The following is a 20575-nucleotide window of genomic DNA, read 5'->3' as shown; positions in this document are numbered from 1 at the left end:
CGATGCTCGTCGAGACCGCGGTCAAGCCCGCGCGCCCCTCCCGGCCGGGTGGCAAGCCCCTGAGCTCGGAGCAGGCCGAGCGCGTCAGACGGATCCGGCGCTCCGGCGCGTACATCCTGCTGGTCATCAGCTCGGCGGTGTTCCTGCTGCCGTTCCTGTGGATGGTGACGACCTCGCTCAAGTCGGACGCCGAGAACCTGGCCTTCCCGCCGCAGTGGCTGCCCGACTCCTTCAACTTCGACAACTACGCCAAGGGCTGGAGCGGGTCGCTGCCGTTCACCAGGTTCCTGCTGAACACGATCGTGATCACCGCGCTGTCCATGGCGGGCAACCTCGTCTCGTGCATCCTGCCGGCGTACGCGTTCGCCCGGCTGCGGGCGCGGGCGGCGGGCTTCATGTTCGCGGCGCTGCTGGCGACCATGATGATCCCGCGCGAGATCACGCTGGTGCCGAAGTTCGTGATGTTCTCCAAGCTCGGCTGGGTCGACACGTATCTGCCGCTCGTCGTGCCGGAGTTCTTCGGCGTCGCGCTCTACATCTTCCTGCTGCGCCAGTTCTTCACCACGATCCCGCAGGAGCTCATCGACGCGGCCCGCATCGACGGGGCCTCGGAGCTGCGCATCCTGTGGAGCGTCATGCTGCCGCTGGCCAAGCCCGCCATCGCGGCGATCTGCCTGTTCTCCTTCGTGGGCAACTGGAACCAGTATCTGGAGAACTCCATCTACCTGCGCTCGATGGAGAAGATCACCCTCGCGCAGGGGCTCGGCATGTTCAACGGTCAGTACGTGACCCAGTACAACCAGATGATGGCCGTCGCGCTAGTGTCGATGCTGCCCATCCTCGTCATCTTTTTCCTGGCGCAGAAGACGTTCATCCGGGGCGTCACGCTCACCGGAATCGCAGGAAGGTAATCCTTGGACTACGAACGCCAGCCGTACAGAAGGTGCGGCCGCAGCGGTCTTCTCCTCCCCGCCGTGTCGCTCGGCCTGTGGCACAACTTCGGCGGGGGCAAATCCCTCGACAGCCAGCGCGCCATCTTCAACAAGGCGCTCGATCTCGGCATCACCCACTTCGACATCGCCGACCGGTACGGCCCGCCGTTCGGCGCCGCCGAGGCGACGTTCAACCGGCTCCTGCCGCGGTCGCTGCGCGACGAGGTGGTCGTCACCACCAAGGGCAGCAACCCCATGTGGGACGGCCCGTACGGCAAGGGCAACTCGCGCAAGCACCTGCTCGCCACGCTCGACCGGTCGCTGGCCCGGCTCGGCCTCGACTTCGTGGACATCTTCTACCTGCACCGCGACGACGAGGAGACGCCGCTGGAGGAGCAGGTGGCCACGCTGGACTACATGGTCCGCACGGGGCGCACCCTGTACGTGGGCGTGTCGAACTTCTCGCCCGAGCGCACCGCGGAGGCCGCCCGGCTGCTGCGCGAGCTGGGCACGCCGCTGCTGATCCACCAGCCGTCGTACTCGCTGCTCAACCGGAAGATCGAGCACGGCCTGCTGGGCGTGCTGGAGCAGGAGGGCGTCGGCTGCGTGGTCTACTCGCCGCTGGCCCAGGGCCTGCTCACCGACCGCTACCTCGACGGCATCCCCGCCGACTCGCGGGCCGCCGAGGCGCGCTTCCTCACCCCCGACCGGGTGACGCCGGAGGTGCTGACGTTCGTGCGGTCGCTGTCGGAGCTGGCCGCCTCCCGCGGGCAGACGGTGGCACAGCTCTCCCTGGCCTGGGCGCTCAGGGACCCGCGCGTCACGTCGGTGCTGGTCGGCGCCTCCAGCCCCGAGCAGCTCGAGGCGAACGTGGCCGCCGTCGACCGGCTCGACTTCACCGACGACGAGCTGGCCGCCATCGACCGCGCCGCCAAGGAGGCCGGTATCGAGGCGTAAGGAGCCGTCTCCCCCGTGAGAGTGAGGGCGCTCGCTCGTCACGGGGATCCGCCGCTGCCCGGACGACCGGCACGATCGTGACATGATCACCCGGACCGGACGATGGGCCGTCTGGGCAGCGGCCTCCTGGACGCTGCTCTACGTCGCGTCCAAAATTCACTTCGCCCTCGCCGAGCGCATCGGCGTGACCGGCGGCCCGCGCGTGGCCCCGGAGACCTATCTGGAGTACGGACCCGGCGAGGTCGCGCGGGCCCAGTGGGCCAACGCCGCCGCCGGTCTGCTCGTGGCCGCCGTCGTGCTGGCCTCCCTCATTCCTTTCCGGCGGCCGCTGCCGCGCCGGACGATGGCGGCGCTGCTGTGGACATGCGCGGCGATGGCCGCGGCGGGCGCGATCGGCATGACCGCCGGCGCCCTGTTCGCCGAGCGCGGCGGCGCTCTCTTCGGTGGCTACTGCGCGGTGTGGGCCGTGCTGCTCTGCCTCACCTCCCTCTCCTTCCACCGACGCCGCGACTCCATAATGAAACAGCTTTCCCGTTAGCGTGCTACCTTAAGGGGACGGTAGACCCATTAAGGAGTGACTTTTCATGGAATATCGGCAGTTGGGGGCGTCCGGGCTCAAGGTTCCGGCGTTGAGCTTCGGCGCCGGCACGTTCGCCGGGAAGGGCGAGCTGTTCGGCGCGTGGGGCGACACCGACGTGGCGCAGGCCCGGCGGCTGGTGGACATCTGCCTCGACGCGGGGGTGACGATGTTCGACACGGCCGACGTCTACTCCGACGGCGCGTCCGAGGAGGTGCTGGGCCAGGCGCTCAAGGGGAGGCGGGACCGAGCCCTCATCTCCACAAAGGCCGGGCTGCCCATGGGCGACGGCCCCGGCGACGCGGGCACGTCCCGGCACCGGCTGATCAAGGCGGTCGACGACGCGCTGCGCCGCCTCGGCACCGGCCACATCGACCTGTTCCAGCTGCACGCCTTCGACGCGGCGACCCCGGTGGAGGAGGTGCTGTCCACGCTCGACGACCTGGTCAGGGCGGGCAAGCTGCGCTACGTGGGCGTCTCGAACTTCTCGGGCTGGCAGCTCATGAAGTCGCTGGCGACCGCCGAGCGGTACGGCTACCCGCGCTACGTGGCGCACCAGGTCTACTACTCCCTGGTCGGGCGCGACTACGAGTGGGAGCTGATGCCGCTCGGCCACGACCAGGGCGTCGGCGCCGTGGTGTGGAGCCCGCTCGGCTGGGGCCGCCTCACCGGCCGCATCCGGCGCGGTCAGCCTCTTCCCGAGGGCAGCCGCCTGCACAAGACCGCCTCCTTCGGGCCGCCGGTGGCCGACGACCTGCTGTACGCGGTGGTGGACGCCCTGGACGAGATCGCCGCGGAGACCGGCAGGTCGGTCCCCCAGGTCGCGCTCAACTGGCTGCTCCGGCGCCCGACCGTCTCCTCGGTCATCGTCGGCGCCCGCGACGAGTCGCAGCTCCAGGAGAACTTGGGGGCGATCGGCTGGACGCTGACGCCGGACCAGGTGGCCCGGCTGGACGCGGCCGGCGCCACCACGGCGGCGTACCCGTACTTCCCGTACCGGCGCCAGGAGGGTTTCGCCCGGCTCAACCCGCCCATCGCCTCCTGAAAATTTCACGACGGCGACGGGCATCAGCGCTGATCGCCAAGGGGGCGGGGGTGGCGCCGTTGCGGCGGCGGATCACCGCGTCGTGCAATTTACGGTGATCCGCCCTCTTCGAGATGGGAGACCTGGTGCGTCACCGACTCGCCGCCCTGTCGCTGCTCGCGGCCACGGCCCTCGCCCCCGTCCTGACCGTGGCCACGCCCGCGCACGCCGACCCGACCCTGCAGAAGGTCTACTCCTACCTGCCCTACGACGTCTGCATCTCCTTCGGCCAGTCCGGCCAGCAGAACGGCCGGTGGAGCACCTGGTGGTGCAGCACCACCCAGCCGCAGAACCCGCAATATCCCACCTACGACCTGTGGGCGTACGTGAACTGAGGCCGAGCGCCCAGGACCGTGCCGTTCCGGACCAGAGCCGGCGGCTCGGGGGACGAGGGGCGCAGCCAGGCCACCTCCACCCCCGTGCCGACCAGCTCGAAGACGTGGGCGTCCGGGCGTCCCGGCACCTCCACCCGGCGCACGTCCGTCGCGCCCGCGAGCCGCGACGACAGCTCGGCGAACGCGTCCGCGCCGGGATGCCGCACGGACATGGTGCCGCCCTCGAAGGTCATCAGCTGGAACTTCGAGAACATCAGCTGGAGGAGGTTGTACGGATCGGGCGGCTCCGGCATGTCGGGGCCGAGCTGCCAGCAGACGGTCAGCCGGAGGCCGGACGACAGGGCCAGCATGTTCCTGATGACGAGGTCGTCGGCGTTGATCTGGTGCCGCAGGTCCTCCAGCTCCGCCGGGCAGCCGGTCATGAACATCTGGAGCGTGGGCGGCAGCTCGGCCATCCGGTCGTAGAGCCGATTCATGGCGGCGCGCACCGGTTCGGTGGTGAGCCGCCCCTCGTGGAGGTCCTCGACGGTCAGGCGGTGCCACGGCTGGATGCCCCCGGCCTCGATCACCTCCGCCAGGTGCTCGAACACCTCGGGGTACTCCGTCGGCACCGGCCCGTTGTACTCCCCCGCGACGACCGTCTTGCCCCCGACGACCGCGCGCACGTCCTCGATCGTGCCGGGGATCAGGTACGGGTCCCCGTACAGGTGGATGTCGAAGACGTCGTAGGCGTCCCGGCCCTCCTCGATGACCTGGAGGAAGAAGTCCCGTTCGCCGCCGGAGTCGTCCTGGGCGGGGAAGACGCCGGGCGGGCAGCCGCCGAGCACCACGGTGGCCTCCGGGTCGGCGCTCTTGACCGCCTGGTGGAAGTTCGCGAGGTGGGCCACGTAGTCGGCGGCCGTGCCGGCCCAGAACAGGGCGATGCAGGGCTCGTTCTCGCACTGCCAGTAGCGCACGCGGCCCCGGCAGTGCGTCACGAGGGCGCGCAGCGTGGCCGCGTAGGCCGCCGGGTCGAGGGGCGGCGAGGCGGGCAGCAGGTCGGTGGAGCGGGTGGAGCCCCAGGGCGAGGCCGCGCCGAGCGTGAACCAGAGCTCGGTGTCGTCGTCGAACTGGTCGAGCACGGCGTCCACCGCCGACCAGTCGTGGCGGCCGGGCTCGGGTTCGAGCTGCGACCAGTAGAGGAACACGCGCACCAGCCCCGCGCCCAGCTCCCTGACCTGCGGGGCGAACGTGTCGGTCTTGTCGACGAGGCCGTACTGGAGACCTCGCACCACTCCGAGTCGAATGTCCATGACCTCACGGTCTCCGGCCGCCCTGGTAAAGGGCTGTCAGCACGCTGTCAGGGCGTGCGCAGGCGGACGGGGCCGAACAGGCCGGTGCTGCGCTGGCCGGCGAAGACGAAGTGGGTGGGGCTGACCTCGTCCATGAACGGGCCGAGGGTGCCCAGGACCAGGATCTCGATCGTGTTCTCGCCCTCGTCCAGCCGTACGTCGAAGGTGCAGGGCGAGCACACCCGGATCCCGCAGGACCGGCCGTTCACGGTGATTTCGGCGGTGCCGCGGACCCTGCCGAGGTCGATCACGCCGGGCCCGGCGGTGGCGGTGACCGTGGTGCGGTAGCGGACGCCGCCGCTGTAGCCGGACAGGCCGCGTTCCTCCCAGTCGCCGAGCCGCATCCGGCCGGGGCCGCAGGTGAAGCGGACCGGGCCGGTCAGCGACCCGGTGACCTCCAGCTCCGTTCCGCGGATCCGTACGGGACCCGTCGCGTCGACCTCGATGCCGGTCACGCCGGGCGGCGGGTCCAGCAGGAGGCGTGCGGGGCCGGGGTGTCCGCCCGGGACCGCGAACGCAGCGGGCAGCGCGGTCACGCGCCCGTCGAGCCAGCCCGCCTCGGGCAGCGGATGCGGCCGGGGCCGCAGGTGGAGCGCGGCGGGGTCGCCCTGCTGGCGCCGCCGTACGCGGGGCCGCGAGGCCCAGCCGGGACCGGAGACCGCGAGCCCGTCCACCAGCACCCAGCCGTCCGACTCCACGCTGATCGTGTTGCCGCCGGGCCGGAGCAGGCCGGACACGTCGTAGCGGCGCACCCGCGGGATGTCCGCCTCCTCGTACGGGTCGAACCCGCCCTGCCTGCCCGCTTCCGCCCCGTTCACCAGCACCCGGCAGTACGCGGTCGAGGCGACCTGCAGCAGCTCGTACGGAGGTTCGCCGACGTGCACGGTGGTCTCCATGGACCCGCCGATCCACTCGGGCAGGGCCGCGTCGCGCGGGTCGGCGACCAGGCAGGCATAGGCGCGCAGGTCGAGCTCCTCGTCGGGGACGAGCCGCAGCTCCAGGAGGTAGGTGCCGGGTGCGAGCGGCGTGCGCGAGACCGCCGCGTATCCCGCGTCGTCCAGCGGCAGTTCCTCGCCGTCCAGCCAGGCGGTCTTGGCCGCCCCCGCCCCGATCGCCAGCAGACCGGCCTGGGGCACGGTGAGCAGGCTGCGGAAGCGGGCCTCCTCCCCGGCCCCGACCGTCCCGAACGCCAGGAACTCCACGGGCACGTGCCCCTTGGGGCCGAGGGTCTCCCGGTGGATCGGGTCCTTGCGCAGCCCGCGCGACGGCGACCACACCGAGGGCGTCCACGGTCCGGCGCCCACCCGCTGCTCGCCCCGGGCCTCGAACGTGACGTGCACCGGCTCGCCGTCCGGCGTGCGCAACGTCCATTGCTCGACGACGGCGCGGCTGCCGAAGTCCGACCAGGTGTCGTCCAGCGTCGGCACGAGCTCGACGTCCCACTCCTCGCCCAGCTCCACCTCGTGCCCGAAGCTCTGGCGCGCCTCCGGGACCCGGGAGGTGCCGTCGAAGATCAGCAGGGCGGCGGGCCCGTCGTCGAAGGGCACGACGACCTCCACGGCGTCCCCGTCCACCGTGCACGGCAGCGCCCGGGGCTCCCCGCCGAACGGGCCGGCCAGCAGCGGCGTACCGGAGACGCCCCGCACCTTCACCCGCATCTCGCGGGCGTACCGGGACGGGTCGAAGTCGATGGCGGCGTCCAGCCAGCCCAGCTCGACGCCGCGCTCCTCGGGCCGCCCCACGCCGATCCTGCTGGCCATGGGGAACGCGGCGGTCAGGAACACCAGCGTGGTCTCCCCGATCTCGCGCACCAGCGGCGGCACCGGCGCCTCGACCCGCCGTTCGAGCCCGGCCAGCGCCGCCCCGAGCCCTTCGGCGCTCTCCGCGAGCACGGCCGGGAGCCCGTCAGGGACCGTCCCCACCGCGACCAGCAGCCCGCCGGCGGCGGCGAACTCCTTCAACTGCGCCGCCACGTCCTCGTCGAGCACGGTCACGGCGGGCAGCACGACGGCCCGGTACGCCTCGGTGGAGACGGCCAGCCGCCCGTCGCGCACGCTCGCGCGCCGCACCGAGTCCTCGTCGATCACGTCCGCGTCGAGGCCGAGCCGGTCGAGCGCCCCCGGCACGGTCGCGAACCACGCCATGTCGCCCACGAGCTCCCGGTAGACCTCCTGCGCCCGCGCGGCCTGCGCGCCGACGCCGTCCAGCCGGGTTCCGGCCTGCGACGTCGCGGTGGGCAGGAGCACCGCGACGTCGCAGGCGTGGCGGCCCAGGGACAGGGCCGCGCACAGGCGGGTCACCGCGTCCGCGAAGACCCGGTGGTGCCGCCAGTAGGGTTGGCGCCAGTCGGTGGACGGCGGCGCCCACTCCCACCAGCCGCGCCGGGTCGTGTAGTAGACGGCGTGCGGGTTGTAGAGGTTGGCACCGGCGCGCAACCAGGGCAGCAGCCAGTCGAAGGTCTCCTCCAGGGTGCCGCCCCAGCCGCTGGAGTGGAACGCCTCGATCCAGGTGCGCGGCCTGCCGTACAGGTGGGCGAGGGAGGAGTGCAGGCGCGCGTCGCCGTGGTGGTCGGAGCCGGGCGCGCTGAACCAGCGATGGGTGCGCGCGTAGTCGGCGTAGAGCCGGACCCCGTCCACGGGATGCCCGGCGCGGGCCGGGTCCTGCTGATCGCAGCCGTTGAGCAGGCCGTGGCGCTCGTGCCAGTCGGCCAGCGGCCGGAAGAACGCCTCCTCGGCCAGCTCGGCCCGGGTGAGCTGGTAGGCGTGCCAGTCGGGCGCGTCGAGGGTGAACGGCCGGCCGCGCCGGGCGGCGTACTCCTCGGCGAACGTCGCCGACCACGTGGGCACGGTCGGCAGCTCGTCCTGGAACGACCCGGCGATCACCTTGCCGAACCAGTGGCCGGCCCGCCGCTCGAACTCGCCGTGCACCCGGTCGAGCAGCACCGCGCACGCCTCGCGGGACAGGTAGTCGAAGCCGCGCGTCGAGACCGTCCCGTCGGGGGCCAGCCACTGCCCGGCGAACTCCGGGCGTTCCTGGACAAGGCGGGCCTGCAGGTCGGCGCCGGAGAAGCCGAGCTGGTCGTAGAACCACAGGTACGCGCCCAGCTCGAAGGCGTCGGCGCAGACGCCGTCCAGCAGCTCCCACCACGCCTCGGACAGGAACGGCGGGTCGTCGGCGTCGGAGCCGAACAGCGGCCCCGACGGCGCCAGGTTGAGGATGACGAGGTTGCGCACTCCCCCGGCGACGAGCCGCTCCATCTGCCAGCGCAGCCGGTCGCGGCGCAGCGGCTCGCCGCTCCACCACCAGATGGCCGCCGGGGAGAACTCCCGTGGCGGCTCGCGGAGCACGTCGGCCAGGTTCATCCCTTGAGCCCGCTGGAGAAGCCCTTGATGACGTAGCGCTGCAGCACCAGGAAGACCAGCACGATCGGCAGCGCCCCGAGGACGAGCCCGGCGAAGACGAGTCCGTGGTCGGAGACGTACTGGCCGACGAAGGCGAAGACGCTGACCGGGACCGTCTCGAACCCGGAGCCGCCCAGATAGAGCAGCGGGGTGAAGAAGTCGTTCCAGATGAAGACGGCGTTGAGGATCAGCACGGTGCCGGTGATGGGCCGCAGCAGCGGGAAGACCACCCGGGTGAACGCCGTCAGGTGGGAGGCGCCGTCGATCTGGGCGGCGCTGGCGTACTCGCGGGGCAGCGCGCGGATGAAGCCGGTGTAGAGGAAGACCGTGAAGGGCAGCTGGATGCCGGTGTAGAAGAGGATCATCCCGGCGTGCGTGCCGATCAGCCCCAGGTCGGTCACCAGCTCGTAGAGCGGGATCATGCCGAGCTGGAACGGCAGCACGATGCCCAGCAGGAAGAGGACGTACAGGCCGTAGCCGAGCCTGCTCTGCACGCGGGCCAGGAAGTAGGAGGCGAACGAGCCGAGCGCGATCAGCAGGACCAGGCTGACCACCGTGATCACCGTGCTGTTCACCAGCGACGGGCCGAGCGCGGCGGCCGACCACGCCTTGCCGAAGTTGTCCAGCGTGGGCGGGTCGGGCAGCGCCAGCGGCGTCTGGGAGATCTGCGCCGGGTCCTTCAGCGACAGCGAGATCAGCGTGTAGACGGGGAACAGGAACGCGACCGCCGCCGCGATCATCACGATCTCCAGCAGGAACGTCCTTCTCACGCGGTCACCTCCCGGTTGCGCAGGTAGTAGACCTGGACGAGGGAGACCGCCGCCACGAACAGGGCGAGCACCAGCGCGATCGCGGTGCTGTAGCCGAACTTGCCGAACACGAACGCCTGCTTGTACAGCACCGTGGACAGGGTCTCCGTGGCGTAGCCCGGGCCGCCGTTGGTGGCGGCGAAGATCTGGTCGAAGAGCTTGAGCCCGCCGATCGTGGAGAGCATGAGGTTGATCGTCACCGCGGGGGCCAGCAGCGGCCAGGTGACGTAGCGGAAGCGCTGGAAGGTGCCCGCCCCGTCGATCATGGCCGCCTCGTGCAGCTCCTTGGGCACGCCTTCGAGCCCGGCCAGGAAGATGACCATGGAGTAGCCGGCGTACTGCCACACGACCATGCCGGCGATCGACCACAGCGCCACCGACGGGTCGCCCAGCCAGTCCACGCTCAGGCCGAGCAGGCCGTTGAGCCCGGCCGACGGGTCGGGGTTGTAGACGTACTTCCACAGGAACGCCACCATGACCGGGCTGACGACCACGGGCGCGAAGAAGATCACCCGCAGCAGCGCCCGGCTCTTCAGCTTGGCGTTGACGCCCAGGGCCAGCAGCAGGCCGACGCCGTTCTGGACGGCCACGATGGCCACGGTGAGCAGCAGCGTGTTGCCGATCGAGCCCATGGCCTGCTCGTCGTCCAGGAGCGCGCCGAAGTTGGCCAGGCCGACGAAGGACATGTCCTGGCCGATGCCGCTCCAGTCCGTGAAGGCGTACACCACGCCGGCCGCGGCCGGGTAGAGCACGACCAGCGCGTAGACGACGAGGGCGGGCGCGGCGAACAGCCAGGACGGCGAGGTGGCGCTGAAGCGCCGCCTGCGCCGCGAGACGGCCGAACGCCGCTGGACTGTCAGGGAAGTCACTTCTTGTACGCCTCGTCCATCTTCTTCAGCGCCTCGTCGATGGTCGACTTGCCGGCCAGCAGCTCCTGGATCACCGCGAAGTGCACCGGCTGCACCTCGGCGTTGGGCCAGCGCTGGTCCATGAACGGCACCGCCCGGTCCTTGGTGAACGGCAGGAACGACTGGACGGCCGGGTCGATGGTCGAGGAGGAGTCCTGGGTGAGCGGGATGGCGGCGATGGCCTTGGCCCAGGCGTTGATGTTCTCCTGCTTGCCGAGGAAGTCGATGAACGCCTTGGCCTCCTCGACGTGCTTGCCTTTGGCGCTGGCGCCGAGGCCGACGACCACGCCGGCGGGGATCCACACCTGGTTGGCGTCGTCCGCGCCCGGCACCGGGAACATCGACAGGTCGTCGGGCGAGGAGGCCGCCTTGCGGAAGTCGGGCAGCACGGCCGACACCTGGACCGCCATGCCGGCCTTGCCGGTGGCCACCATGGAGATCTGCTGCTCGAACGTGGTGCCGTTCGGCTTGTCGTTGAAGAAGCCGCGCTTCTGCAGCTCCAGGTACATCTCCATGGCCTGGCGCCAGCCCGACTGGGCGAAGGAGGTCTGCCCGGCGAGCTGCTTGTCGTCGAACGTCGGGTCCTTGGCGTAGACGGTGGAGGGCACCAGCGCGTACGTGATGAGCTGGGTGACCCACGGCGTCTGCGCGCCCAGCGCGATCGGCGTGATGCCGGCCTTCTTCAGCTTGTCGCAGACCGCGAGGAACTCCGTCCAGGTGGTCGGCGGGGCGTCCACACCGGCCTTCTCGAACGCCTTCTTGTTGTAGACGGCGCCGATGACCGACGAACCGGCGGAGTAGATGTAGGTCTTGCCGTCGAGCTGGAAGGCGGGCTTGAAGCCGGCGGGGATGGTCTGCGTCCACGCCTGGGAGGAAAGGTCGGCCAGCAGCCCGGCCTTGGCGATCTGGCTCATGGACATGGCGCTGCCGTTGCCCGGGTAGACCACGTGCAGGTCGGGGGCGTTGCCCGCGCCGAGCTGGGTGCGTACCGAGGTCTGCACCTGGTCGGTGGGGGCGAAGGAGGCGGTCAGCCGCACCTCCGGCTTCACCTTCTGGTAGGCGGCCAGCAGCTCGTCCATCGGCGCCTTCTGGTCGGCCACGCCGAGGAACTTCAGGTCGACCCCGGCGGCGGACCCGCCGCCCGTGGTGGCCGTGGTCTCGGGCTTGGTCGAGCAGGCCGTGGCCGCGGCCGCCACGGCGAGGCCACCCATCATGCGGAAGAACTGGACCCGGCTCAGTCGGGCGTCACGCAGATCGGTCATGTCATGTCTCCTCGCCGGCGCTGGGGGTGGCCGATACGAACGTTTTAATGACGGGCCTGTTAAGTTAACAGCGGATTTTGTTAAAAATGAGGGATGTCGGGAGGGTACGAGTCGCCCGAGAAGGGTGTCAAGAGTAGGATCCGCAACCGTCCAGGCGAGGGTGAGGGCTCAGGTTGAATTCGCGGCAGCACACCTCCGGCAAGTCCGCCCGATGGCGGGACATGGCCGAGCACATCGTGCGGCGTGGCTCGGCCACGGTGACGGAGCTCGCGGAGAGCTTCGACGTGAGCGTGATGACCGTGCACCGCGACCTCGACGAGCTGGAGCGCCAGGGCATGGTGCGCAAGGTCCGCGGCGGTGCCACCGCCCAGGCCTCCAACGTCTGGGAGAGCAACATCGCCTACCGGCTCACGGCGCACACCGCGGAGAAGGACGCGATCGCCAGAGTGGTGGCCGGGCTCATCGAACCGGGCAGCTCCGTGATGCTCGACGACTCCACCACGGCCCTGGCCGTGGCCCGCCACCTGGGCGAACTCGCCCCGCTGACCGTGCTGACGAACTTCCTCGAGGCGATCAGGCTGCTCGCGGCCACCCCCGACATCCGGCTCATCGCGCTCGGCGGCGAGTACCACGCCACCCACGACTCCTTCCTCGGGCTCGGCTGCGTGGACGCGGTCGAGGCGGTCAGCACCGACGTGGTCGTGGTCTCCACCTCGGCGGTCTCCGACCAGTACGCCTTCCACCAGGAGCAGGAGATCGTGCTGGTCAAGCGGGCGATGCTGAGCTCGGGCACCCGCCGGATCCTGGCCGTGGACGGCTCCAAGCTGGCCAGGGTGGCGCTGCACCGGGTCGCGCCGCTCGACGACTTCGACGTCATCGTGGTCGACTCCAACGCCCCCGCCGAGATGCTGCAGCGCCTGCGCGACCGGCACCGTCGGGTCGAGGTCGCCCAGTTGTAACACCCTGATCTGTGATTTTTAACTTCAGGCTTGTTACAAGCTTGCCTGCTTGCTACAAAGTGAGGGCTTTCGCCCCCCATCTGAGGAAGCAGCATGCACACGCGCCGTTCGTTCCTCGGTCTCAGCGCATTAGCCCTGGCGTTCAGCACCGACCTCGCCGACCCGTGGACCGCGGCGGCCACGGTGAAAGGCGACTACCCCTTCCAGCTCGGTGTCGCGTCCGGTGATCCGCTGCCCGACCGGGTGATGCTCTGGACCCGGCTGGCGGTCAGGCCGCTCGAACCGCTCGGCGGGCTGCCGTACAACAAGATCAAGGTGGAGTGGGAGATCGCCGAGGACGAGGCGTTCACCCGGCGCGCGGGGCACGGCTCCACGTGGGCCACCCCCGAGTACGGCCACTCCGTCCACGTGGACGCGAAGGGGCTGCGCCCCGGCCGCGACTACTTCTACCGCTTCCGCACCGGCGGCGAGCTCAGCCCGGTCGGCAGGACCAGGACGGCGCCCGCGCCGCGCAGCAGCCCCGAGTCGCTGCGGCTGGCCTTCGCCTCGTGCGCGTCGTGGCAGGACGGCTACTACGCCGCCTACCGCCACCTCGCCGAGGAGCGTCCCGACGTCGTCTTCCACCTCGGGGACTACATCTACGAGTACGGCATCGTGCCCTCGGGCGGTAACCGCAACACACCTGTGCCCGAGCAGTTCAGGGTGCAGTGCGACACGCTCGACCGCTACCGCGTCCAGTACGGCCTCTACAAGAGCGACCCCGACCTGCAGGCCGCGCACCAGGCGGCGCCGTGGATCGTCACCTGGGACGACCACGAGGTGCTCGACAACTGGGCGGGCCGGTTCGGCCCCGGCGGCGAGGTGTCCGAGCAGGACTACCTGGTGATCCGCGCCAACGCCTTCCGCGCGTACTGGGAGAACCTGCCCATCAGGGTGCCCGCCGTGCAGGGGCCCGACGCCCGGATCTACCGCAGGTTCTCCTTCGGCGACCTGGCCGAGTTCAACGTGCTGGACACCCGGCAGTACCGCGACGACCAGGTCTGCGGCGACGGGCAGCAGATCGACTGCGCCGAGCGGCTCGACCCGGCCCGGCAGATGCTCGGGGCCGAGCAGGAGAAGTGGCTGCTCGACGGCCTGGGCGCCTCCCGCGCCAAGTGGAACGTGCTGGCCCAGCAGATCGCGATGATCCAGCTCGACTACGACGCCGGGCCCGCGCAGAAGCTCAGCATGGATCTCTGGGACGGCTACAAGGCCGCCAAGGACCGCGTGCTGAACGGCATGGTGGAGCGGCAGGTCGGCAACCCCGTCGTGCTGACCGGCGACATCCACTACAACCTGGCCGGGGAGCTCAAGGCCGACTTCGACGACCCCTCCTCGCCCACGGTCGGCGTGGAGTTCGTCGGCACCTCTGTCACCAGCGGCGGCAACGGCAACCCGAACACCGGCCTGCCGCCCGGCGGCGCCGACCCGGTCAACCCGCATCTCCGCTTCTCCAGCTACCAGCGCGGCTACGTCTCCTGCGAGGTCACCAGGAGCCAGTGGCGGGCGGACTTCAAGGTGGTGCCGTACGTGGACCGGCCCGGCGCGCCGGTCTCCACCAGGGCCAGCCTCGTGACCCTCGACGGCGTGCCCGGCCTGCACGCGCTCTGACAGGAAGGACCGACCATGCGACTCCTCACCGCCGCGCTGGCCGCCACCGCCGTTGTCCTGACCACCCCGGCCGCCGCCCGGGCGCAGGATCCCTCCGAGCCCGCGTCGAACCCGTCGCTCACCGTCAGGTCGGGCGCTTCCAAGGGCACCGGCAAGCTGACCCCCATCGCGGGCGCCGACCGGGTCGTGGCCCCGCTCGGCGTGGACCCGGCCTGCCCGGCCAAGCTCGAGATCGGCATGCGCAGCGACGCCAGGAAGCCGTCGTACGCGACCATGTCCGTCGAAGTGACAGCGCCGCTGTCCGCCTCCCGCTCGATGCTGACCAGCTACCTGCCGCCCGGCTACGAGCTCGGCGCGAAACTGCTGATCGCCGTGCCGCCCACCACGCCGCAAGGCGAGTACGCGCTGCGCCTGAAGACGCCGGACCGCACGCTGTCGGTCCCCGTCCAGGTCGTCACCCTGGACCAGCTCGACAACGGCGGCAATCTCGCCCTGCGCCGCCCCGTCACCGCCTCGTCCCAGCACACCAACGCGAACTACCCGCCGTGCAGCGTCGCCGACGGCGACCCCGGCTCGAACGGCTGGGCCGGGGGCAACGGCTGGAACGACGCCACGGCCAGGGCCTGGCCGGACACGGTGTCGATCGCGCTGGGCGGCCCCAAGCAGATCTCCCGCGTCGATCTCTACACCCTGCACACCGAGCGCTATCCGGCCTCGATCTACGGGCTGCGGGACTGGGACGTCCAGGCGGGGCTGAACGGCCAGTGGCAGACGGTCGCGCAGGTCCGCGGCAACACCGCGGGCAGCGTGCGCTCGGACTTCGCCCCGGTCACGGCGGACGCGGTCCGCATCGTCGCCCTGGCCTCGAACGGCGCCAACGACTACACCCGCATCACGGAGGTGGAGGTCCGGTAACGCTTCCTCGATCAGCCTGGCGGTCGTAGCCGCACCGTGCCCGCGGTCATCGCGGGCACACCGGGCAGTCGGGGTCGCGGGTGAAGGGCTGGCGTTCGGGCGCCAGGCCGTTGCGCAGGTCGAGCTTGACGAACGTGCCCGCCGCCTGGGGCTCCTCGAAGCGGGTCAGGTAACGCATGGCCTCGTACGCGACCAGCGAGCCCATCTGCATGGCCAGCGGGCCGATCAGCGCGTTCTGGATCATCAGCTTGGCCCGGTTGCGCTCGACGAAGCCGCCGGGGCTCGCCTCGCCGGCCGTCGGGTGGTCGCTCCAGTCGCACCGGACGCACGCGCTGCGCCCCGGGTCCACCGAGTAGTACGTGACCTGCGAGCGGGTCATCCCGCCCACCACGAGCGGGACCCCGGCCCGCACCGCCGCCTCGTTCACCCACAGGTGGGCCTCGGGGTGCCCGTCGAGGCCGCCGGCCACCAGGTCCGCCCCGTCCACGAGGTCCTTCAGGTCGTCGGGGCAGGTGATCCAGCGGTCCACGGCGCGTACCTCGATGCGCGGGTCGTAGGCTCGCACCCACTCGGCCGCGCACTCCACCTTGGACCTGCCGATGTCGGCGTGGTGGTAGAGGAACTGCCTGGCGAAGTTGCGCGACTCCACGTCGTCCCTGTCGACCAGGGTCAGCCGGCCCACGCCGAGCCCCGCCAGGCACTGCACCAGCGAGGAGCCCGCGCCGCCGACCCCGAGCACGAGGACGTGCGAGCGCCTGAGGCTGTTCACGAAGTCCGCCCGCGGCCGGTCGAGCCGGGCGAACGCCTCGAAGAAGGCGAGGTTGGAGCGGTGCCTGGCGTCCAGGTCGGGGTCTCCGAGCGTGCGGTCGGACTCGCACTCGACGAGGCCGAGCCCGTCGAGTGACTCCACGGCGGAGCGCACGTCCGCCTCACTGAAGGACAGGCCCGCCGCCGCCAGCCGGCCCTGGAGCTCGGGCACCGTGCACGGTCCCCGGCCGAGCGCCGCGAAGAGCGCCGCCACCTGGCCGTCCTCGTCCCCGAGCGTGAGCACCTCGCGCGGGTCGGTGAGGACGAGCAGTTCCTCGCCCAAGGACTCCCATGCGCATTCCTTCAGCACGATCCGCATCGTCAATCCTCGATCCGTGAGGGTGTGGTGGCGGGCCCAAGGGCCGCCCCCACGGGGGCACACCGTCAGACGGAGCCGTTCCGGGTTGCCTTGATGGCCTCGACCTTGCGGACCACCCTCCGACGGAGCCAATGTGCCCCGGCGTGCCATACAACGGCTACAAAGCCGCCACACGGGCGCCGGGCGGCTCAGGGGGCCGCGGGGACGTGCCGCAGGTCGGCGGACATCCTGGCGGCCGTCTCGGCCAGGGCGGGCAGGACGTCGCGGAGCAGGTCGGCGCGGGTGGCCCGGCTGGCGTGGGTGGCGACGTTGACGGCCGCGACCACCCGCCCGTCCCGGCCCCGGACCGGCACGGCGATCGACCGGACCCCCTCCTCCAGTTCCTGGTCCACCAGCGCGTAGCCGTCTTCGGCGGCCTGCCGGACGGCGGCCCTCAGCCTGTCGGGCGCCGTGATGGTGTGGCGGGTCAGCGGCTCGGGCGCGATGGCGGCCAGCCGTTCCCCGGGCTGGTCGGCCAGGAGCACCCGGCCCATCGAGGTGGCGTACGCGGGGAAGCGGGTGCCGACCGTGATGTTGACGGTCATGATGCTCACGGTGGGCACGCGCGCCACGTACAGGACGTCGTCGCCCGACAGCACCCCGACCGAGGCCGACTCGTGGACGCGGGCCACCAGGTCGGCCAGGTGCGGCTGGACGACCTCGCCGAAGGTGCGCTCGGACAGGGCGGCGTAGCCCAGCTCCATCACCTTGGGGAGCACAGCGAAGCGGGAGTCGTGGCAGGCCACGTAGCCCAGCCGGGCCAGCACCTGCAGCGATCGCCGTACGGTGGCGCGCGGGAGCCCGGTGGTCTTGGCGGCGTCGGCCAGGCTGAGCCCGCCGCGGGCCGAGCCGAGCGCCACCAGTACAGCGAGACCCCGGGCCAGCGACTGCAGGTATCCACTGCCCAGCTCCTCCTTGGCGGCGCCAGAAAGATCTGGGGGCGTCGGCGGCAGAGTGGGCCGGGACGCCGGCTCGGCCAGGGCCGCCTCCATGGCCGCGACCGTCTCGCGGAGCCGGGGCAGCGCGTAGTCGCGCAGGCTGGCGGCGGTGTGCCGGCTGGTGTGGCTGACGACGCTCACCGCGCAGACCGCCTCCCCCCGCGGGTCGCGTACGGGCACCGCGACCGCGACCAGGCCCGGCTCGATGAGCTGGTCGTCCTCGGCCCACGGCGCGGCGGGGTCGCGCAGGGCCAGGCCCGCCGCGCAGCGGTCGGCGGGCAGCAGGTCGCCGACCCGGAAGGCGACCGACATGGTGCGCCTGCGGGTGAACTGCCCGATGAAGCGCACCCCGTCGCCGTCCTCGACGGCCAGCGACACGGACTCGTCCAGCTCCTCCGCGAGCCGCTCGGCCGGCGCCGCGAGGAGGTCGCGGAGCCCGCCGCAGGCGAGGTACGCCTCGCCCAGCTCCATCAGGCGCGGCGCGGGCAGCAGGTCACGCCCCTCGGCGCGGACGTAGCCGAGGTGGACCAGCGTGGCCAGCACGCGGTCGACCGTGGACCTGGCCAGGCCGGTGGCGCGCACGAGGTCGGTGGCGCGCACCCGCGCGGGACGCGAGCGCCCGTCCCGCCCTCCGGCGGGATCCGCTGTCAGTGCCCGGAGCACGGCCAGGCCGCGTTCCAGGGTCCCCGCAGGCTCCATCGGGCCCTCCTTTGACACGAGCGCGGTGGCGTACGCATACTCGACATCACAATAGTGAACTAAAGTTCACTATGCGAACACTCCCGATGAATGGAGCGTCGTGCGGAGAGACAAGGTGGTCGCGACCGCGGAGGAGGCGCTGGCCGGCGTGTCGGACGGCGCGTCGTTCGCGGTCGGCGGCTTCGGGCTCAGCGGCATCCCCAACGTCCTGATCCAGGCCCTCTACAACACCGGTGTGACGGGGATCGGCGTGGTGTCGAACAACTGCGGGGTGGACGGCGGCGGCCTCGGCATCCTGCTGGCGGCCGGACGCATCGCCCGCGTGACGGCCTCCTACATCGGCGACAACAAGGAGTTCGCCCGCCAGTACCTCGCCGGGGAGCTGGAGGTGGAGCTGACCCCGCAGGGCAGCCTGGCCGAGCGGCTGCGGGCGGGCGGCGCCGGCATCCCCGCCTTCTACACCCCCGCCGGTGTCGGCACGCCGATCGCCGACGGCGGCCTGCCGCTGCGCCACCACCCGGACGGCTCGATCGCGGTGGCCTCGCCGCCGAAGGAGGTCCGCGAGTTCGACGGCCGCTCCTACGTGCTGGAGCGCAGCATCACCACCGACTTCGCGCTGGTGCGGGCCGCCAAGGGCGACCGCTACGGCAACCTGGTCTTCAACAAGGCCGCCCGCAACTTCAACCCCCTTGCCGCGATGGCGGGCCGGGTCACGGTCGCCGAGGTCGAGGAGCTGACCGAGCTGGAGCCGGACGAGGTGCACCTGCCCGGCGTGTTCGTCCAGCGCGTCCTCGTCCTGACCCCCGAGCAGGCGACCGACAAGGGCATCGAACGGCGCACCATCTCCGCGCCTCCGGCACGGGAAGGGACCACCTCATGAGCTGGAGCAGGGACGAGATGGTCGCGCGGGCGGCGGCCGAGCTGCGCGACGGCGACTACGTCAACCTCGGCATCGGGCTGCCCACCCGCATCCCGTCGTTCCTGCCGCCCGACGTCGACGTGATCCTGCACTCGGAGAACGGCGTCCTCGGCGTCGGCCCCTACCCCTCCCCCGACGCGCTGGACCCCGATCTGATCAACGCCGGCAAGGAGACCGTGACCGTGCTGACGGGCGCGTCGTTCTTCGACTCGTCGCTGTCGTTCGGGATGATCCGGGGCGGGCACATCGACGTGGCGGTGCTGGGCGCGATGCAGGTCTCGGCGCGGGGCGACCTGGCCAACTGGATGGTGCCCGGGAAGCTGGTCAAGGGCATGGGCGGGGCGATGGACCTGGTCCACGGCGCGGGCCGGGTCATCGTGATCATGGATCACACCGCCAAGGACGGCACGCCGAAGATCGTCAAGGAGTGCTCGCTGCCCCTCACGGGGAAGGAGTGCGTCCACCGGATCATCACCGACCTGGGCGTCCTCGACGTCACCGGGGACGGGCTGAGGCTGGTCGAGACCGCGCCCGGGGTGAGCGTGGCCGACCTGCGCGACCGCACGGAAGCGGAGGTAGCCGTATGAACACCGTCTACATCGTGGACGCCGTCCGCACGCCCTTCGGCCGCCACGGCGGGGCGCTGTCCGGCGTCCGCCCCGACGACCTGGCCGCCCACGTCGTCAAGGCCGTCGCCGAGCGCAACGACGTGGAGGCCCCCGACGAGGTGATCCTCGGCAACGCCAACGGCGCGGGCGAGGAGAACCGCAACGTCGCCCGCATGGCGGCGCTGCTCGCCGGACTGCCCGTGACCACCCCGGGCGTGACCGTGAACCGGCTGTGCGGCTCCGGCATGGAGGCCGTCATCCAGGCGTACCGCATGATCGCCCTCGGTGACGCCTCCACCGTGATCACCGGCGGCGTGGAGTCGATGACCCGCGCGCCGTGGGTGCTGCCCAAGCCGGACAGGGCGTTCCCCGCCGGCGGGCAGGAGCTGGTCTCCACGACGCTCGGCTGGCGGCTGGTCAACCCGAGGATGCCCGCCGAGCACACCGTGCCGCTGGGCGAGGGCGCCGAGCTGATCGCCGACCGGCACGGGATCGCCAGGGCGGAGCAGGACGCGTACGCGCTGGCCAGCCACCAGAAGGCGGCCAAGGCGTCCTTCGAGCGCGAGATCGTCCCCATCGAGGGCCTGACCAGGGACGAAGGCATCCGCGAGGACACCGGTCTGGACAAGCTCGCCCGGCTCAAGCCCGTCTTCCGCGCGGGCGGCACGGTCACCGCCGGCAACTCCTCCCCGCTCAATGACGGCGCGGCCGCCCTGCTGCTGACCGACGAGGCGGGGCTGCGCGGGCGCGAGCCCCTGGCCAGGATCGTCGCCGGCGCGGCAAGCGCGCTCGAACCCCGCTACTTCGGGCTCGGCCCGGTCGAGGCGTCACGCAGGGCCCTGGCCAGGGCGGGCAAGGGGTTCGGCGACCTGGCGTCGGCCGAGCTGAACGAGGCGTTCGCCGCGCAGGTGCTCGGCTGCCTGGCCGAGCTGCCCGACCTCGACCCCGCCATCGTCAACCCCGACGGCGGCGCCATCGCCCTGGGCCACCCGCTCGGGGCCTCCGGCGCCCGCATCACCGGCACCCTGGCCCACCGGCTCGCCGCCGCCGGCTCCGGCATCGGGCTCGCGTCCCTCTGTATCGGCGTCGGCCAGGGCCTGGCCGTCGTCCTGGAAAGGTAGCCGCA

General features: G+C 71.5%; 18 protein-coding genes. 11 read left to right on the top strand and 7 right to left on the bottom strand.

The features are described 5' to 3' along the window. Positions 1–2 precede the first annotated feature (2 nt). From ACIBI9_RS37715 to ACIBI9_RS37695, 5 genes are all read left to right on the top strand, one after another. Positions 3–911, top strand: coding sequence for a carbohydrate ABC transporter permease (locus ACIBI9_RS37715; protein WP_397229441.1), 909 nt, complete (start codon positions 3–5; stop codon positions 909–911). 3 nt (positions 912–914) lie between these two features. Further along, on the top strand, positions 915–1889 hold the full coding sequence (locus tag ACIBI9_RS37710; RefSeq protein WP_397229439.1) for an aldo/keto reductase: 975 nt from the start codon (positions 915–917) through the stop codon (positions 1887–1889). 82 nt (positions 1890–1971) lie between these two features. Then, positions 1972–2427 (top strand): hypothetical protein, encoded by a 456-nt coding sequence (locus ACIBI9_RS37705; protein ID WP_397229437.1) that lies wholly within the window; start codon positions 1972–1974, stop codon positions 2425–2427. A gap of 46 nt (positions 2428–2473) precedes the next feature. Continuing rightward, positions 2474–3511 carry an aldo/keto reductase gene (locus tag ACIBI9_RS37700; protein ID WP_397229435.1) on the top strand — a complete coding sequence of 346 codons (1038 nt, stop codon included), beginning with the start codon at positions 2474–2476 and terminating at the stop codon, positions 3509–3511. A gap of 125 nt (positions 3512–3636) precedes the next feature. After that, positions 3637–3885, top strand: coding sequence for a hypothetical protein (locus tag ACIBI9_RS37695; protein ID WP_397229433.1), 249 nt, complete (start codon positions 3637–3639; stop codon positions 3883–3885). On the opposite strand, the gene ACIBI9_RS37690 is transcribed toward ACIBI9_RS37695, so the two are convergent. The 5 genes from ACIBI9_RS37690 to ACIBI9_RS37670 are packed head-to-tail and all read right to left on the bottom strand — an operon-like array spanning position 3858 to position 11596. Next, entirely contained in the window at positions 3858–5177 is a 1320-nt protein-coding gene (locus ACIBI9_RS37690; RefSeq protein ID WP_397229431.1) for a hypothetical protein, read from the bottom strand. The two genes, ACIBI9_RS37695 and ACIBI9_RS37690, sit on opposite strands and share 28 nt — an antisense overlap. A gap of 47 nt (positions 5178–5224) precedes the next feature. Next, positions 5225–8578, bottom strand: a complete 3354-nt coding sequence (locus tag ACIBI9_RS37685) for a hypothetical protein (protein ID WP_397229429.1) — start codon at positions 8576–8578, stop codon at positions 5225–5227. Continuing rightward, entirely contained in the window at positions 8575–9387 is an 813-nt protein-coding gene (locus ACIBI9_RS37680) for a carbohydrate ABC transporter permease (RefSeq protein ID WP_397229427.1), read from the bottom strand. Before ACIBI9_RS37680 ends, ACIBI9_RS37685 begins: the two co-directional genes overlap by 4 nt. Further along, positions 9384–10295 carry a carbohydrate ABC transporter permease gene (locus tag ACIBI9_RS37675; protein ID WP_397229425.1) on the bottom strand — a complete coding sequence of 304 codons (912 nt, stop codon included), beginning with the start codon at positions 10293–10295 and terminating at the stop codon, positions 9384–9386. The genes ACIBI9_RS37680 and ACIBI9_RS37675 overlap by 4 nt, the downstream gene beginning before the upstream one ends. Continuing rightward, entirely contained in the window at positions 10292–11596 is a 1305-nt protein-coding gene (locus ACIBI9_RS37670) for an extracellular solute-binding protein (protein ID WP_397229423.1), read from the bottom strand. Before ACIBI9_RS37670 ends, ACIBI9_RS37675 begins: the two co-directional genes overlap by 4 nt. 173 nt (positions 11597–11769) lie before the next feature. On the opposite strand from ACIBI9_RS37670, the gene ACIBI9_RS37665 reads away from it, so the two are divergent. The 3 genes from ACIBI9_RS37665 to ACIBI9_RS37655 all read left to right on the top strand — a co-directional run bounded on the left by ACIBI9_RS37665 (position 11770) and on the right by ACIBI9_RS37655 (position 15120). After that, on the top strand, positions 11770–12555 hold the full coding sequence (locus ACIBI9_RS37665; protein WP_397229421.1) for a DeoR/GlpR family DNA-binding transcription regulator: 786 nt from the start codon (positions 11770–11772) through the stop codon (positions 12553–12555). A gap of 93 nt (positions 12556–12648) precedes the next feature. Then, positions 12649–14205 carry an alkaline phosphatase D family protein gene (locus ACIBI9_RS37660; RefSeq protein ID WP_397229419.1) on the top strand — a complete coding sequence of 519 codons (1557 nt, stop codon included), beginning with the start codon at positions 12649–12651 and terminating at the stop codon, positions 14203–14205. A 15-nt stretch (positions 14206–14220) separates the two neighbouring features. After that, positions 14221–15120 carry a discoidin domain-containing protein gene (locus ACIBI9_RS37655; protein ID WP_397229417.1) on the top strand — a complete coding sequence of 300 codons (900 nt, stop codon included), beginning with the start codon at positions 14221–14223 and terminating at the stop codon, positions 15118–15120. A gap of 46 nt (positions 15121–15166) precedes the next feature. On the opposite strand, the gene ACIBI9_RS37650 is transcribed toward ACIBI9_RS37655, so the two are convergent. Beyond that, positions 15167–16246 carry a HesA/MoeB/ThiF family protein gene (locus ACIBI9_RS37650; protein ID WP_397229415.1) on the bottom strand — a complete coding sequence of 360 codons (1080 nt, stop codon included), beginning with the start codon at positions 16244–16246 and terminating at the stop codon, positions 15167–15169. A gap of 188 nt (positions 16247–16434) precedes the next feature. Further along, positions 16435–17922 (bottom strand): IclR family transcriptional regulator C-terminal domain-containing protein, encoded by a 1488-nt coding sequence (locus ACIBI9_RS37645; protein ID WP_397229413.1) that lies wholly within the window; start codon positions 17920–17922, stop codon positions 16435–16437. Positions 17923–18022: 100 nt separating this feature from the next. On the opposite strand from ACIBI9_RS37645, the gene ACIBI9_RS37640 reads away from it, so the two are divergent. Genes ACIBI9_RS37640 through ACIBI9_RS37630 form a run of 3 tightly spaced genes read left to right on the top strand, consistent with a single transcriptional unit; the run spans position 18023 to position 20570 of the window. Continuing rightward, on the top strand, positions 18023–18802 hold the full coding sequence (locus ACIBI9_RS37640; RefSeq protein ID WP_397229411.1) for a CoA transferase subunit A: 780 nt from the start codon (positions 18023–18025) through the stop codon (positions 18800–18802). Further along, complete coding sequence (locus ACIBI9_RS37635) at positions 18799–19428, top strand: CoA transferase subunit B (protein ID WP_397229409.1); 630 nt, start codon at positions 18799–18801, stop codon at positions 19426–19428. Before ACIBI9_RS37640 ends, ACIBI9_RS37635 begins: the two co-directional genes overlap by 4 nt. Further along, positions 19425–20570, top strand: a complete 1146-nt coding sequence (locus ACIBI9_RS37630) for a thiolase family protein (RefSeq protein ID WP_397229407.1) — start codon at positions 19425–19427, stop codon at positions 20568–20570. The genes ACIBI9_RS37635 and ACIBI9_RS37630 overlap by 4 nt, the downstream gene beginning before the upstream one ends. Positions 20571–20575 lie beyond the last annotated feature (5 nt).

The sequence above is a fragment of the Nonomuraea sp. NPDC050451 genome, from assembly GCF_044458585.1.
Note: the sequence above shows the minus strand (reverse complement) of the source record. Positions and strands in the feature narration are given on the sequence as shown.

Coding starts and splice junctions, on each gene's coding strand:
- ACIBI9_RS37655 (WP_397229417.1), top strand. CDS start 14,221: ATGCGACTCCTCACCGCCGCGCTGGCCGCCACCGCCGTTGTCCTGACC.
- ACIBI9_RS37635 (WP_397229409.1), top strand. CDS start 18,799: ATGAGCTGGAGCAGGGACGAGATGGTCGCGCGGGCGGCGGCCGAGCTG.
- ACIBI9_RS37660 (WP_397229419.1), top strand. CDS start 12,649: ATGCACACGCGCCGTTCGTTCCTCGGTCTCAGCGCATTAGCCCTGGCG.
- ACIBI9_RS37670 (WP_397229423.1), bottom strand. CDS start 11,596: ATGACCGATCTGCGTGACGCCCGACTGAGCCGGGTCCAGTTCTTCCGC.
- ACIBI9_RS37690 (WP_397229431.1), bottom strand. CDS start 5,177: ATGGACATTCGACTCGGAGTGGTGCGAGGTCTCCAGTACGGCCTCGTC.
- ACIBI9_RS37705 (WP_397229437.1), top strand. CDS start 1,972: ATGATCACCCGGACCGGACGATGGGCCGTCTGGGCAGCGGCCTCCTGG.
- ACIBI9_RS37630 (WP_397229407.1), top strand. CDS start 19,425: ATGAACACCGTCTACATCGTGGACGCCGTCCGCACGCCCTTCGGCCGC.
- ACIBI9_RS37650 (WP_397229415.1), bottom strand. CDS start 16,246: ATGCGGATCGTGCTGAAGGAATGCGCATGGGAGTCCTTGGGCGAGGAA.
- ACIBI9_RS37700 (WP_397229435.1), top strand. CDS start 2,474: ATGGAATATCGGCAGTTGGGGGCGTCCGGGCTCAAGGTTCCGGCGTTG.
- ACIBI9_RS37645 (WP_397229413.1), bottom strand. CDS start 17,922: ATGGAGCCTGCGGGGACCCTGGAACGCGGCCTGGCCGTGCTCCGGGCA.
- ACIBI9_RS37715 (WP_397229441.1), top strand. CDS start 3: ATGCTCGTCGAGACCGCGGTCAAGCCCGCGCGCCCCTCCCGGCCGGGT.
- ACIBI9_RS37685 (WP_397229429.1), bottom strand. CDS start 8,578: ATGAACCTGGCCGACGTGCTCCGCGAGCCGCCACGGGAGTTCTCCCCG.